The organism is Xanthomonas sp. F4 (assembly GCF_011761895.1).
In genome coordinates, this window is record NZ_JAASQX010000003.1 from 88,978 (window position 1) to 103,477 (window position 14,500).

Consider the following 14,500-nt stretch of genomic DNA (forward strand, 5'->3'; position numbering starts at 1 on the left):
CGAGGCCATGCGGGTCACGGCGGGCGTGCAGTATCGCCGACCGCGCGCGGACTGGCGAAGGCGCGCTCAGTGCGGCAGGTCGGTCGCCCGCTCGGCGGCACGCGCCGCCGCCCGCGCATAGCGCCGCTTCGCCAGCCAGCCGTCGCCCTGCAGGGTCTGCCGTAGCGCCAGGGTGTCGGCATCGTCCGGCACCAGCCGGCAGGCCGCCTCGCACCAGCGCACCGCACGGTCGAAGTCCTGCCAGGCTGGATTGGAGGTCGTGCCGTGGAAGTGGCCGAGGCCGCGCATTGCCTCCACCCAGCCGGCGTGCGCGAACCGGGTGAGCACGCCCAGGACGCGCTCGATCCGCGCCGGGTCGTCGTCTTGGTGGGCGAGGAAGTGGCGCAGGCCGCGCAGACAGGCGTTGGCGCGGCGGCTCGCGCGTTCTGACAGCGTCGGCAGCGCCGCGGTGGCTTCCAGGCAGGCGATCTCGCAGTCGTTGGAGAGGCGCACCAGTTCATCCGGTGCCAGCCCGGCGATACCGCCTTGTTCGATGCCGCGGTCGTACACCACGCTGAGGTTGTACGCGGCCCGCGGAAATCCGTGTTCGGCCGCACGCCGGTACCAGTGGATCGCCAGCGTCGGGTCGTAGCTGTCCTCATCCTCGAAATAGCGATAGCCCAGGGCGAACTGCATTTCCGGATAGCCGAGCTCGGCGCCGCAGCGGGCCATGTGTTGCAGTGGACCGTGCTGCACTTGTTCGTCGAAGGCGTAGTAGACGTCGTTGAACGGGCACACCTCTTCCGGCGCGGGCAACGGTGCAAGCGTGGCTGCGTGCCGGTACCACGCCTCGGCGATGGCCGGATCGCGCTGCACGCCTCCCCAGCCGGTATCGCACAGCAGGCCGTAGAGCACGGCCGCATGCGCCGTCTGCGCGCAGCCGCGCGCGGCCAGCGTGCCCAACCAGTCGGCCTGCAGCTGTCCGCTCTGCACCGCGGCATGCAACGCCCGCAGCAGTTGGTGATCGTCCAGGCGCAACGGCGCCGGCAACGCGGCGACGGCCGCCAGATGGGGAACGGCCTGGTCCGGCCGTTCGGCGAAGCTGTACAGCTCCGCCAACTGCAGATGCACCTGCGCACGGTCACCGTCGTCGTGCGTGCGGTGCAACAAGGCATGCCCTTGTTGCACCGCCTGCGCGACCGCCTCGGCGTCGTCGGTCTCGATGCTGTCCACGTCGATCGCGTCGAGCCAGGCGACCAGGCGCAGACGGTGGCGTTCGCCTTGGTCGAGGCGGGCGGCCAGGGGCCCTTCGGCCAGCGCCAGGATCTCTTCGCGGCTGCCGCCCCAGCGTGGGGTCTGCAGCGTGGCGTAGGACAGCAAGGCTGCCAGTCCATGGCCGCTGTGGCCCAGGGTCAGCGACAGCCAGAACCACGCCGGCGGCACGGGGTCGCTGGTGTCTGGCCTCCCGTCCGGCGCGTGCAGTGGCGCGGGCAGCACGGAGGGCAGGCCCAAGGACGCGATGTCCCGCGCGTCCGCCGCATCGAACGTGGCGTTGTCGTTGGGATGCACGCCCTCGCACCGCCAGTGCGTCAACCAGTCCGGTTCGCCGAAGGCCTGCACGCTGCGGGTGAGCAGCGTGCCGAGGATCCACGGCAGCGGAAACCGCACCATCAACTGCAGCGCGTCTGCAAACAAGCGCCATTGCGCGAGGCGCACCCCCCGCCACTGCGTTTCGTCGACGCCGTCGGCCCAACCGGTGCCGCGCGCCTGCAGCGCCCGTCGCTCCCAGAAGGCGCAGCGCAGGAGCCGCGGTGCCAGGCTGTCCGGAGCCTGTCGCTGCCATGCGTCCAGCAGGGCTGCCAGCGCAGCGGGACGGGTGGCCGCCAGTGCACCGGTCTCATCCACGACCCGCGCGTACAGCCTCGCCTCGCCGGCTGCGTCAGCGGCGGCGAGCAGCGTCCGCAACTGCGCGTCCACCGCGTCGAATCGCTGGGCGAGCAGGTCGTGTTGGAACGGGGTCAGATCGGCGCGCGCGGCTTGCGCGACGGACATGGCGGGATGCATGGGACGTCTCGGATCGGAAGGGAAGTGATAAGCGGATGCGCTGCCGTCGCGGCGCAAACGGGCTGCCCACGCGGGTGACGCAGGCATGCCGTATCGCCACGGCGGATCGCGTCGGCAGCGCGCGCCGATGGCGGCAAGGTCCGGTCCGGTCCCCGCGCGCGTGGCGGCACAGGTGCGGAGCGCTATGCGCTCGCAGACGGCGCCGTCGTTGCGCGCCGAGGATCCGCTTGCACGCAGGCGCCGCGCCGTCCGCGGTGGTGGCGGTCGGTGAATGCGGCATTGGGCGCAGGGAAGGGAAGACGAAAACGGGCACGGAACAGGCGGGCCTCGCCGTCTGCCGTCGCGGATCGCACGCGCGGCGTCGCAATGCAGACGGCCGGCATGCGGACATGGGGCGTCGAGTTGGGTGCGCAGTATAGGGCAGCGCCGTTAGCGCACCGTCGTGGGCATGGCGTCACCGCCGTGGTCATGCGGGCGCGGCCCATGCGCCTATCGCTGCCGCTTCCGCGGGTGCATGCCGCGCCGTGCGGACAACAGTTGCGAACGTGCGTGCCCCGTGTCGGTGCTGCGCGCGGCACTCGCGTGATCATCACCGACACCGTGCCGTCGGCAGCGCGGGTCGGCGCAACGCACGGCCTTGTGGATCTCCATCGCCGCGAGCCCGGCCATCGCTGTCGATGGCCGGGTCCGCAGGGTTGCTGGGACTACTGCGTGCAGCTCACGCCGACGGCGGCGAAGGCGTTGTTGACCGCGGTCACCGAGCGGCCGAGGTCGCTGGCGGCGGTGCGCACGCCGCAGGCGCCGCTGTTGAAGGTGGTGCTGGGCGTCCAGTACAACTGGTTGGCGCGGGCGAACACCTCGAACGCCAAGCGCGTGTTCCAGCCCGAGGTGGTAGCCAGGTTGTAGAACGCCTTGTTGTACACGCCCGAGGAGTAGTGCACGTCCAGGCCGCTGCGGTAGTTGGCGGCGTTGTCGATCGAGCTGCCGTCCTGCGTCGGGTTGGCCATGTAGCGCAGCGCACCGTTGGCCTTGAAGATCTCGGTGCCGACCTTGAAGTCGTTCGTGCCCTTGAGGTAGTACTCGGTGGCCTCGCCGGCCATGTCCGAGAACGCCTCGTTGATACCGCCGGACTGGCCGGAGTAGGTGAGGTTGGAATGCTGCTCGGTGAAGCCGTGCGAGACCTCGTGGCCGGCGACATCCGCGCTGACCAGCGGATAGAACCGCGTGTTGCCGTCGCCGAAGTTCATCGTCGAGCCGTTCCAGAACGCGTTCTCGTAGCGCGTGCCGTAATGCACGCGCATCACCAGTTGGAAGGTCAGCGGCGCCACGCCGACGTAGCTGCGGTACATCTTCTCGATGACGCCGCCGAAGTAGTGCGCGTCGTTGATCGGCGAGTAGGCGCCGTTGATGGCCTTGTAGGTGTTGCGTGGGCAGGTGAACTGGTACGCGGTGGTGCCGGAGCTGCCGCCGTTGAGGTTCACCGACTTGACGTTGCTGTTCTGCATGCGGCAGCTGTCGTCCACCTCCAGGAAACCGTGGATGCTGTCGCTGCCGTACTCGTACTGGCCGGTCTTGGCGTTGCCGCCGGGGCCGGTGGCGTCACGCGTGGTCAGGGCGTCCCACTGTTTCAGGATGGCGCCGCTGCGCGCATCCACGATCACGAACGGCCGGCTCGGCGCGCCGCCCTGCGGCGCATCGGCGAAGAACGACACCACGTAGGCCAGGTGTGCGCGGTCGCTGTCGTCGAGATAGATCATCTGCGGCGCCTGCGCGCGTTCGATGCGACGCTCGGCCTGGGCCGCGCCCAGCGCGACGCGCCGGGCCAGCGTCAGCGCGGCATCGGCGCTCAGCGACGCGCTGGCGGCATTGGCGGCGGTGGCCGGCAGTTCGCTGGCCAGCCCGGCCACCGAGCGGCCGAACAGGCTGCGCACGCTGCCGTCGGCGCGCTCGCTGACGATCACCTGTTCGCCCCACACCGGAATGCCGCGGAAGGTCTGCTGGTAGCGGCGGTGCACGGTGCCGTCGGCATCTTCGCTGCTGCCGAGCAGGGTGAGCGCGGATTCGGCATCCAGCCCGATCAGTTCGGCATGGCGCACCGCGGCCGCGGCCGGAATGCCACCGACGCGCGCTGCGGCGCTGCGGTACTGGGTGCTGAGCGTATCCGGGTTCTTGGCGTGCAGGTCCACGCGCTGCGCGGCGCTGGCGGAGGTGGCGGCGAGCGCGAGCAGCAGGGACGAGACCAGTGCCGACGGACGATGACGAAGCGACAGGGACATGAGCGGAATCCTCGAACGCGAGAAGGAAGGACACGTCGACGCGGCAGCGGAGCGGCCGTAGCGCTGTGACGTGGCATGACGACTGGGGCAATGCGGCCGATCGGCGCAGTGCCTCCCCCTGTGCAACGACCATAACGGCGCCGCTGCGTCGCGTGGTAGACAGGTTTCGTTCAGTCTTCCAAGACTACCGAATGCGCTCTGCACACTGGCGTGGCGCGTGATGCGCCGTTGCGGCAGACCAGCGCGCCATCACAGCATGCCGCCTGAAACCCGGACGTCGACCTGCGTGCGATGCGATGCCGCTCCGTGCAGCGAGCCCGTCGCGGTACGTCCGAACGCGTGCTGGGAGAGCGGTGTCGGCCGCGACGTGCGGTGCACGAATCGCTCGATGGATCGGACAGCGATTGTCGGAGACCGTAGCAATACAGGGATGGGTTTAGGCGGCCCCGAGCCATCCACGCTAGAAAAGCTTGAACCCCGACATCTTTTCGTGCGTCGCGTCGGGACTGAAGTCCCTCCCACACTGGTGGTGCATCTGCTGCTCCATGTGCAGTATGCGCATTACCTGGTGTCAGGCAGGTCGCCTGATATGCACCGAATGCACGCCGAAGCGATCGGCAACGCAATGCCACTCACGTAGCACCCGGTCATTGCACTGTGGGAGGGGCTTCAGCCCCGACGCGCTGTGCTGGAGTTGCTCATCGGCTATCACCTCGCGATGTGTAGAAGCCCGCAGGAAATACGCGCGCCTCCACGTGGCGTCCGAGCCATCCCCTGCAGAAAGGCTTAAGCCGCGACGCTGTTTTGTTGATCGCGTCGGGACTGAAGTCCCTCCCAGACTGGTGGTGCATCTGCTGCTCCGGGCGCAGCAGATGCACCGTCTCGCGTCAGGCAAGACGGTTGCTATGCAAGGTGGCCGTCGCGCTCAGGCCGACAGCGCCAGGTCGTCGATCATCGCGCGCAGGAAGCGTGCGGCTTCGCCGCCGGTGCAGGCGCGGTGGTCGAAGCTCAGCGATAGCGGCAGGATCTTGTGCGTTTCCACGCCGCCCATCACCGGCACCAGCTGATGGCGGGCGCGGCCGGCGGCAACGATGGCCACGCACGGCGGCACCACGATCGGCGTGGCGTAGCGGCCGGCGAACATGCCGAAGTTGGACAGCGAGATGGTGTAGCCGCTCAGTTCCGAGGCCGGGATGCTGCGTGCCTCCACCTGCTGGCGCAGGCGGTTGATGCCTTCGCGCACGCCGCGCGCATCGAGCATGTCGGCGTTGCGCAGGGCGGGCACGAACAGGCCATCGTCGGTGTCCACGGCGATGCCGATGTCCACGTGCGCGTGCAGGGTGCGGGTCAACGCCTCGCCGTCGAACCAGGCATTGAGCGCCGGCACCGCCTGGCAGGCGGCGACGATCGCGCGCACCAGGCGCCCGGTGGTGTCGTTGCCCGGCGTCCACGCGTGCAGGTCGGCATCGTCGTTGAGCGTGGTCAGCACCACCTGGCGCTGCGCCTCGGCCATCACCCGCGCCATGTTGCGGCGCACGCCCTTCAGCGGCTCGGGCTGGCCTTGCACGGCCACGCCCGGCGGCTGCGTGCGCATCGGCTTGCCGGCGGCGGAGAGCGGGGTGCGCGCGGAGGGGGCGGGTGACGTGTGGGCGTTCGTAGGAGCGGCTTCAGCCGCGACGGCAGGACGCCGTGTAGTCGCGGCGATAGCCGCCCCCGCCTTCGCATCCGCCTTGGCCGACCCATCGGTCGCGGCCTCCTTGACGTCGGCCAGGGTGACCGCGCCGTCGGCGCCGCTGGCGCGTACGCGGCCCAGGTCCACGCCCAGCTTCTTGGCCAGGGCGCGCACCGCCGGCATCGCGCGCACGCCGCCGACCGACACGGTGCGCTCGCTGTGCACGGTGTTGGAGCTTTGCATCGCGCCGACCACGGTGCCGGCATCGTCGCGCTCGCCGGTGGCCTGTGCGTTGTCGGCGTCGTGCAGTTCGCCGCCGTCGTCGGAGGCGACCACGCGATCGTCGGCTGCGGCGGTGTCCGCGCCGGCACCCTTGCCGGATGCGGCCGGCGCCGCGCCGCCGTGGTGATGGCCGGTGTCCTGGCCTTCGGCGCGCTGCGGCAGGTTGGGGTCGGGCGCGAACTGCGCCAGCATGCTGCCGGTGACGACGATGTCGCCCGGCGCGCCGGCCAGCTTCAGCACCTTGCCGGACACCGGCGAGGGCACTTCGACCACCGCCTTGGCGGTTTCCATCGACACCAGCGGCTCGTCCAGCCGGATGGTGTCGCCTTCCTTGACGAACCACTCGACGATGGTGGCGTCCGGCAGGCCTTCGCCCAGGTCGGGCAGATTGAAATTCTTGGTTTGGCTCATGTGGTCTCTTCCAGCAGTTCCAGGTCGCGGGCCGGCAGCCAGCCCTGCGCGCCGTCGGCGCGCTCGGCCCACCACCAGTCGCCGTATTCGTGATGCAGGACGACGGTGTCGCCCTGCGCGGCATCGAGTTCGCGTGCGTCGTAGTCGCGCAGCGCCACGGCATGGCCGTCGCCGGTCGGCTGCAGCCAGGCCAGCGGTGCCCAGCCGGCCGTGCCGGCGGCGCCGGTGATCCAGACGAACGCCGGCCACTCCTCGTCGCGCACGCCCAGCGCGACCCGCTCGCCGGCGGCGATGCGGATCGGATGCGGATAGGCGGCGCGGTAATCGCTGATCAGACGTGCCTGCATATCAACCCGCGGCCATCGCCCGCTTGGCCGCGGCGACGATCTTGTCGGTGCTCGGCAGGTACTTCATCTCCAGCCGGAACAGCGGGATGTGGGTGTCGTAGCCGGTGACGCGCTGCACCGGCGCGACCAGGTCGTACATCGACTGCTCGGCCAGGCGCGCGGCGATCTCGGCGCCGAAGCCGGCGCTGCGCGGGGCTTCCTGCACGATCACGCAGCGGCCGGTGCGCGCCACCGATTCGGCGATGGTGTCGAAGTCCAGCGGACGCAGCGTGGCCACGTCGATCACTTCGGCGCTGATGCCGTCGGCGGCAAGGCGGTCGGCGGCTTCCAGCGCTTCCTTGACCTGCGCGCCCCAGGCGACGAGGGTCACGTCGGTGCCGTCGCGCAGCACGAAGCACACGTCCAGCGGCAGCGCCTCGCCGTCGTCGGCGACCACTTCCTTGTACTGCCGGTAGATGCGCTTGGGCTCCATGTAGATCACCGGATCCGGTTCGCGGATCGCCGCCAGCAGCAGGCCGTAGGCGCGCTGCGGCGAGGACGGCAGCACCACGCGCAGGCCCGGCACATTAGTGAAGATGGATTCGTTGGCTTCGCTGTGGTGTTCCGGCGCGCGGATGCCGCCGCCCCACGGCACGCGCAGCACCATCGGGCAGTGCAGGCGGCCGCGGGTGCGGGTGCGCAGGCGCGCGGCGTGGCAGATCAGGTGATCGACCATCGGGTAGACGAAGCCGTCGAACTGCGCCTCGGCCACCGGCTTCATGCCCTGCGCGGCGAGGCCGACGCTGAGCCCGGCGATGGTGGTCTCGTCCAGCGGGGTGTCGAGCACGCGCTGCGCGCCGAAGCGCTGCTGCAGGCCGGCGGTGGCGCGGAACACGCCGCCGTTGACGCCCACGTCCTCGCCCAGCACCAGCACCGACGGGTCGTGCTGCAGTTCCCAGGCCAGCGCCTGGGTCACCGCTTCGATCAAGGTAATGGGCGTGCTGGTCATCGGGCTGTCTCCGCGCGCGGTGGCGGCGCTGTGGGCGGTGCCGGCCGCAGGCGCGGCGGTGTGGTCGGCGAGGCGGGGGCTCAGCTCATCCATGGCGCTGCTCCAGGGCGATGGCCTCGGCGCGCTGTGCGAGCAGGTCCGGTGGCGGGTCGGCGTACAGGTAGTCGAACATGGCTTCCACCGGCTGCACCGGGGTCTCCAGGTAGGCGTTGAGTTCGATGTCGGCCAGGCGCGCGCATTCCTGCTTCCACGCTGCTTCTTCTTCCTCGCTCCACAGGCCCTGCGCGCTCAGCCAGGCGCGCAGGCGCAGCAGCGGTTCGCGTTCCCAGGCCTGCTTGACCTCGGCGTCGTCGCGGTAGCGGCGCGCGTCGTCGGCGGTGGTGTGGTCGGACAGGCGGTAGGTCATGAACTCGATCACCGTGCCGCCCTGGCCGGCCAGCGCGCGCTCGCGCGCCTGGCGCATCGCCTCCAGCACCGCGATCAGGTCGTTGCCGTCCACCTGCAGGCAGTGCAGGCCGCCGGCCAGGCCCTTCTGCGCCAGGGTCTGCGCGCCGGTCTGCGCGTTGCGCGGCACCGAGATCGCCCAGCCGTTGTTGATCACGCACAGGATCAGCGGCAGTTGGTAGGCACCGGCGGAGTTCAGCGCGGCATAGAAATCGGTCTTGGACGAGCCGCCGTCGCCGCAGGTGGCCACCGCCACCTGCGCCTCGCCGCGCAGCTTGAACGCCAGCGCGGCGCCGGCGGCGTGCAGGCACTGGGTGGAGATCGGCACGCAGATCGGGAAGTCGCGGGCGGCGTCGGAATCGCGCTGGAAGTCGCTGCCGCGCTCGTCGCCGCCCCAGTAAAGCAGGATCTCGCGCGGGCGCACGCCGCGCATGAACATGGCGCCGTACTCGCGGTAGCTGGGCGCCAGCACGTCGCCGCGGCGCATCGACGCACCGATGCCGATGTGGGTGGCCTCGTGGCCCAGGCAGGAGGCGTAGGTGCCCAGCTTGCCGGTGCGCTGCAGGGCCACCGCCTTGCTGTCGAAGGTGCGCACGTAGAGCATCTGCTTGAACAGCGCCAGCAGCGTCTGCGGGTTGGCCGAATCGGCCGGAAGCGCGTCGCGGACCGGCTGGCCGCCCGCGTCGAGGTACTGCAGGAACTCAATTTCGAACTGGGCGGCGATGCTCATGGCGATGGCGCTCTCGACAACAAGTTTCAAATGATATGAGTCGGCATGTTAAGGAAGCCGTGCACAAAAGCCGTCGTGCACCGCAGCACGTGGCAATGCCGTACCGCACAAGAAAAGCGTGGTCGCGCCGCGTTGCGGATTGATGGCGTTGGGTATCGAGGATGTTGCACTGCGATGCATGCCGTTCATGTGCGCGTGGGTGTCCACCGGTGGCGGTGGTCAATGCCCGCGGTGCGCTGCGCGTGTCGGCGAGGAGACCATCGGGCAAGCACGGAAAGCGCACACGTGTACGCGCGGCGCGAGGCGCCTCCCATCGCTTTACGCCGTCATCTCATAGGAGCGGCTTTAGCCGCGACGGGCTTTACCGGGAACGCCGTCGCGGCTGAAGCCGCTCCTACAACAAAAACAAAAAAGGGCGTGGCCGCGAGACCACGCCCTTCTTGGCGCACACCCGTCGCCGCGATCAGCGGCCGAACAGGCGCAGCCCCTCCACGCGCGTGCTGAAGCGCGCGCTGTTGTCGCTGGGGTCGGCATCGGCCGAGGTCGAGCCGGCGCTGGCGCCGATCACAATCTGGCGGTCGGCCGGCAGCGGCCGCGTCGCCAGGCTCAGGCGGAACGCGGCGCTGGCGCCCGGCGCCAGGTCGGCGCCGCTGCGGCACTGGAAGCGCGCGCTGCGCAGGCCGTGGTTCTGCCGCACGCACTGCCAGCCGCGCGGCGGCACCAGCGCGGTCAGGGCGGACAGGGTGCTGCCGTCGATCTCCAGGCTGGCGCCCTGCACCGGCGCGTTGCCGTGGTTGCGCACGTCGATGCGGTAGTCGGCGAAGAAGGCCAGGAACGGCAGGGTGGCCGGGCCGTCGATCGACACCGCCAGGTCGCCGGCCGGACGCGCCTGCACCGCCACCGTGGCGCTGCCGCCGTTGTCGCCGGGGTTGGGGTCCTCGGTCTGCGAGGCCACCGACGCGGCCAGGCTCAGGCTGCGCCCGACCAGGGCGGCACCGGCCGGCACCGCCACGTCGAAGCGCGGCGTGGTGCCGGCAGCGAACTGCGCGGTGCTGCAGGTCACCACGGTCTGCGCGGCCACCTCCGGTGCGGCGCAGTCCCAACCCGGGGCGGCGGTGACGCTCGGGACCACTGCTGCATCCAGGGCGAAGGCGACCGCGGCGGCGCGCGCCGCGTCCGGACCGGCATTGGCCAGGGTGATGCTGTAGCGGATGGTGTCGCCGGCGTAGACCGAGGCGTTGGCGGCGCTCACGCGCAGGCTCAGGTCGGCGCGCTCAAGCGGCTTGAGCTTGATCAGCACCACCGCCGGGTCGTGGTCGGACAGCCGCGCCGGCGAGTTGGCGTCGTTACGGGCCACGGCCGGGAAGTCGGCGTTGAGCCGCGCATGCGCCTCGCTGAGGCCGGCGATCTGCGCCGAGCGCATCAGCGCGCGGTTGGCCAGGATGTGATCCAGCGACTGCACATTGCCGTCGTAGGCGTAGGAGTAGCTCTGGTCCGGCGTCGACAGCAGGGTGAGGTTGTACAGCGCCGGATCGACCAGGGTGGCGCCGTCGCCGGCGACCACGGTCTGCGCGTCGGGCGCCGGCAGGCCGGTGACGGTGCCCATCGCATCGACGTAGCCGTCGTTGAACTCGAAGGCGTTGAAGTCGCCCATCACCAGCAACTGCTCGGTGGGATCGGCGGCCTGGCGCGCCTGCAGCAGGTTGGCCAGGAACACCGCCTGCGCCTGGCGCTTGGCGCGGATGCGCTGGCCGCTGGCGTCGTCGGTCTCGGCACCGTTGAGCGAACGCTGGTGCACCTCGACCACGGTCAGCGGCAGCGCGCGGCCGTCGGCGAAATGCACCACCGCCTTCAGCAGCAGCGGCGGACGGTCGTTGAGCAGGCTGACCGTGCCGCCGGGCTCGGTCCAGGTGGCGGCCTTGCCTTCCTGGCTCACCGAGACCACCTCGACGCGGGCGATGCCGGCGCCGACCTGCGCGGTCTTGACCAGGAAGCCGACGTCGATGCCGCCCACGTCGTTGCCTTCCTGCAGGTAGGCCACGTACTGCGGATCGGGCTGGCCGGCGGCTACCGCGTCGCGGTTGACGCGCTCGGCCAGGGTCTGCAGCACGCTCAGGTTCTCGATCTCCACGGTGCCGAGGATGTCGGGCGTGTTGAGGTAGTTGCGGATCGCCAGCGAGGCCTTGTTGAGGCGCGCCTGGTAGGCGGCCGCGGTCAGCACCGGTTCGCCGATCGCCGGATCGTTCTGGTCGTCGAAGAAGCGCTCCATGTTGTAGGTGGCGATGTTGACGTCGTCGGCCTGCGGCGCCGGGGCCGGCTTAGGCTGGTCGGCGCCGTCGCACTGCACGCTGGGCGCGGTTTCCGGGTAGATCGTGTAGCGGCGGAAGCTGTAGTCCAGCGGGCCGCTGACGCCGAGCACGGTGCAGCCGGCGGCCACGTCGATGCGCTCGCCGCCGAGGCCGGCGCTGCCGACCGCGATCACCTGCGGGCTGGTGTTCCAGCGCGGCACGTCCGCCGGCGAGCCGGCCGGCAGTGCGTCGGGCTGCTGCACGCCGGCGGTGCGCCAGGCGCGCGGCAGGCCGGTGACCACGGCATGGAACACGCCGTTGCTGGTCGCGCTGGCGTTGGTCTCGTTGACGTTGCCCAGGGTCGGGGTGTTGACGGTCAGGCTGGGCACGCTGACGCGCATGCCTTCCAGGCGCTCGAGCTGGTCGTAGGCGCCGTTCGGGTCGGGGAAGCGGGTGGTCAGCTCGACCGCGGCCGGCAGCGGATTGCCGGTGGACTGCAGCAGCACCGTCGGCGCGCTCAGTTCGGTCAGCGGCGGCTGGCTGGGGTCGGTGCTGGGCACGTATTCGACCACCGTGGCCTGCACCCGCACCGCGTTGCCCACCGCGGCCTCGGCCGGCGGCGCGCTGCCGGTGTAGACGTAGATGCCTTCGGAGGTCAGCGGGTCGGCGTCGGCCTGGGCGTCGGGCGTCTGCAGGAAGAAGCCGGCGCTGCGCCGCGCGGTGACGATGCCGCTGGTGGCGACCACCTGGCCGACCAGCGGCGAGCGCGCGCCGCTGCCCTGGATGCTGTGGATCGGCACCAGGTTGAAGTCGTCGTTGAGGATCACCCCGCTGGCGGTCAGCGTGGACGGCAGCGCGCCGCTGATCCCGCTGATGTCCAGGTAGAAGGTCTCGTCGGGTTCGTTGCTGCTGTCGCCGTTGACCAGCACGCGCACCTCGGCGCTGCTCTCGCCGGCCGGGATGGTCACCTGGGTCGCGGCCAGCGCCTGGTAGTCGCTGCCGGCGGTGGCGGTGCCGTCGCGGGTGGCGACGGTGAAGGTGACGCCGGCGCTGCCGGCCGGCTGGCTCAGCGTCACCGTGAACACGAACGCGCTGCTGCCGCTGTCGCCCTCGGCGCGGCTGACGTTGGCCACGCTGGCCACCGGCTGGTTGCCGCCGCCGCATAGACTGACCGGCGCGGCGCTGTTGCGCGGGGTCGGCGCGCCGGTGGCGAAGTCGGCGTTGTTGTTGTCGCTGTCGCTGCAGCCGCCGTTGCCGCGCAGCACCGCCAGGGTGTTGCTGGGCGCGGCGGTCGGAGCGCTGCCTTCGGCGCAGCTGGCGCTGCTGCCGTAGCCGACGAAGTCGGCGTTGCCGGCCGGACAGGCGCCGCTCAGTGCGGCGCTGCTCTTGCTCAGCGCGATCTTGCCGGCGGTGCCGCTCATGGCGATGGTGCCGGTGGCATCGGGCGTGGGCAGCGCGGCGCTGCCGCCGCTGCCGTCGGCCTGCTTGACCAGGTAGTAGCCGCCCGGCGCAATGCTGCCGCTCAGCGTAGTGACCTGCCAGCTGCTGCCGGCGGCCGAGGCGTACTGCACCGACCAGCCGGCCAGGCTCACCGCCTCGCTGCCGTTGTTGTGCAATTCGACGAAATCGCTCTTGTAGGTGGCGCCGCTGTTGCCGCCACCGCCATAGACCTGGCTGATGACCACCTGCGCCTGGGCGTACCCGGCACACCCCAACGCGCACGACAACACTGCAGCTCGAAGCAGCATGGTTCGCATGAACAAGATCTCCCCAATCCTTGAAGACGTGGACTCAAGAGTGGCTAACGAAACGTCGCGAGCAGTCGCCAGGTGGGTGCGGACGGTGCGGAGGAACCGCAGTGTGCAAGTGGCACATGAGGATTCCGAGCACCGTCCGCGCCTGCCTGGTGGCTGCGCAGTCCTTTTGTCAGCCGCTCTTACGCAGATGAACCGACGGCGCCCCCAGCGCCGCCGACGATTGTGCCGGAGTTTGACAAAGGGTGCTGACCAATGTGTGACATTCGTCGCTGCGGTACCCTTGCCGGCCCGGAACGCCCCTGCCGCCCATGCCCGTCGAACAGAACCAGCGCCCGCTCGAAGCCGGCATCCATACCGACCTGGAAGGCCGGCTCACCTACGGCGGCTACCTGCGCCTGGACCGGCTGCTGTCGGCGCAGCAGCCGCTGTCGAACCCGCCGCACCACGACGAACTGCTGTTCATCGTCCAGCACCAGACCTCCGAGCTGTGGCTGAAGCTGCTGGCGCACGAGCTGGGCGCGGCGATCGCGCACCTGCAGCGCGATCAGGTCTGGCAGTGCCGCAAGGTGCTGGCGCGCAGCAAGCAGGTGCTGCGCCTGCTGACCGAGCAGTGGTCGGTGCTGGAGACCCTGACCCCGTCCGAGTACATGGGCTTTCGCGACGTGCTCGGCCCGTCCTCCGGGTTCCAGTCGCTGCAGTACCGCACCATCGAATTCATGCTCGGCAACAAGAACGTGCAGATGCTGCCGGTGTTCGACCACGACCCGCAGGGCCAGGCGGCGCTGCAGGCGGTGCTGGAAGCGCCCAGCCTGTACGAGGAGTTCCTGCGCTACCTGGCCCGCTTCGGCCATGCGGTGCCGGCGCCGTACCATGCCCGCGACTGGCGCCAGCCGCATGTCAGCGACCCGCTGCTGCGCCCGGTGTTCGAACGCATCTACGAGAACACCGACCGCTACTGGCGCGAGTACGCGCTGTGCGAGGACCTGGTGGATCTGGAAACCCAGTTCCAGCTGTGGCGCTTCCGCCACATGCGCACGGTGATGCGGGTGATCGGCTTCAAGCGCGGCACCGGCGGCTCCAGCGGCGTCGGCTTCCTGCAACAGGCGCTGGCGCTGACCTTCTTCCCGGAACTGTTCGAGGTGCGCACCTCGGTGGGGCTGGAGAGCCGGGACGCGGGACTCGGGACCCGGGACCCGGGTGGGGCGTCGCAAGCTCCGTAATGGAGCGCGCTATCAGACGCCGCTCGACCCTGCTGCGCTGCG

8 protein-coding genes and 1 other RNA gene are annotated in these 14,500 nt (G+C 70.4%); 1 reads left to right on the forward strand and 8 read right to left on the reverse strand.

Annotated features, from left to right (window positions below; genetic code table 11):
• Positions 1-66: 66 nt before the first annotated feature.
• The 8 genes from FHR66_RS12740 to FHR66_RS12775 all read right to left on the reverse strand — a co-directional run bounded on the left by FHR66_RS12740 (position 67) and on the right by FHR66_RS12775 (position 13,356).
• Positions 67-2,031, reverse strand: a complete 1,965-nt coding sequence (locus tag FHR66_RS12740) for a DUF4034 domain-containing protein (protein WP_160969347.1) — start codon at positions 2,029-2,031, stop codon at positions 67-69.
• Positions 2,032-2,747: 716 nt separating this feature from the next.
• Positions 2,748-4,319, reverse strand: coding sequence for a M4 family metallopeptidase (locus FHR66_RS12745; protein WP_160969345.1), 1,572 nt, complete (start codon positions 4,317-4,319; stop codon positions 2,748-2,750).
• A 925-nt stretch (positions 4,320-5,244) separates the two neighbouring features.
• Entirely contained in the window at positions 5,245-6,684 is a 1,440-nt protein-coding gene (locus FHR66_RS12750; protein WP_160969343.1) for a dihydrolipoamide acetyltransferase family protein, read from the reverse strand.
• Positions 6,681-7,031 (reverse strand): SH3 domain-containing protein, encoded by a 351-nt coding sequence (locus FHR66_RS12755; protein ID WP_160969341.1) that lies wholly within the window; start codon positions 7,029-7,031, stop codon positions 6,681-6,683. Before FHR66_RS12755 ends, FHR66_RS12750 begins: the two co-directional genes overlap by 4 nt.
• A 1-nt stretch (position 7,032) precedes the next feature.
• Positions 7,033-8,112 (reverse strand): alpha-ketoacid dehydrogenase subunit beta, encoded by a 1,080-nt coding sequence (locus tag FHR66_RS12760; RefSeq protein WP_043094489.1) that lies wholly within the window; start codon positions 8,110-8,112, stop codon positions 7,033-7,035.
• A complete protein-coding gene (pdhA, locus tag FHR66_RS12765) occupies positions 8,105-9,193 on the reverse strand; it encodes a pyruvate dehydrogenase (acetyl-transferring) E1 component subunit alpha (protein ID WP_160969339.1) in 1,089 nt (362 codons plus the stop codon). The genes FHR66_RS12760 and pdhA overlap by 8 nt, the downstream gene beginning before the upstream one ends.
• Positions 9,194-9,656: 463 nt before the next feature.
• A complete protein-coding gene (locus FHR66_RS12770) occupies positions 9,657-13,238 on the reverse strand; it encodes a lamin tail domain-containing protein (protein WP_160969337.1) in 3,582 nt (1,193 codons plus the stop codon).
• Positions 13,239-13,280: 42 nt separating this feature from the next.
• Positions 13,281-13,356, reverse strand: a non-coding RNA gene (locus FHR66_RS12775) — sX9 sRNA.
• Positions 13,357-13,546: 190 nt separating this feature from the next.
• Between FHR66_RS12775 and FHR66_RS12780 the strand changes: the two genes are divergently transcribed.
• Complete coding sequence (locus tag FHR66_RS12780) at positions 13,547-14,458, forward strand: tryptophan 2,3-dioxygenase (RefSeq protein WP_160969335.1); 912 nt, start codon at positions 13,547-13,549, stop codon at positions 14,456-14,458.
• Positions 14,459-14,500: the final 42 nt, after the last annotated feature.

Coding starts and splice junctions, on each gene's coding strand:
- FHR66_RS12760 (WP_043094489.1), bottom strand. CDS start 8,112: ATGGATGAGCTGAGCCCCCGCCTCGCCGACCACACCGCCGCGCCTGCG.
- FHR66_RS12770 (WP_160969337.1), bottom strand. CDS start 13,238: ATGCGAACCATGCTGCTTCGAGCTGCAGTGTTGTCGTGCGCGTTGGGG.
- FHR66_RS12745 (WP_160969345.1), bottom strand. CDS start 4,319: ATGTCCCTGTCGCTTCGTCATCGTCCGTCGGCACTGGTCTCGTCCCTG.
- FHR66_RS12780 (WP_160969335.1), top strand. CDS start 13,547: ATGCCCGTCGAACAGAACCAGCGCCCGCTCGAAGCCGGCATCCATACC.
- pdhA (WP_160969339.1), bottom strand. CDS start 9,193: ATGAGCATCGCCGCCCAGTTCGAAATTGAGTTCCTGCAGTACCTCGAC.
- FHR66_RS12750 (WP_160969343.1), bottom strand. CDS start 6,684: ATGAGCCAAACCAAGAATTTCAATCTGCCCGACCTGGGCGAAGGCCTG.
- FHR66_RS12740 (WP_160969347.1), bottom strand. CDS start 2,031: ATGTCCGTCGCGCAAGCCGCGCGCGCCGATCTGACCCCGTTCCAACAC.
- FHR66_RS12755 (WP_160969341.1), bottom strand. CDS start 7,031: ATGCAGGCACGTCTGATCAGCGATTACCGCGCCGCCTATCCGCATCCG.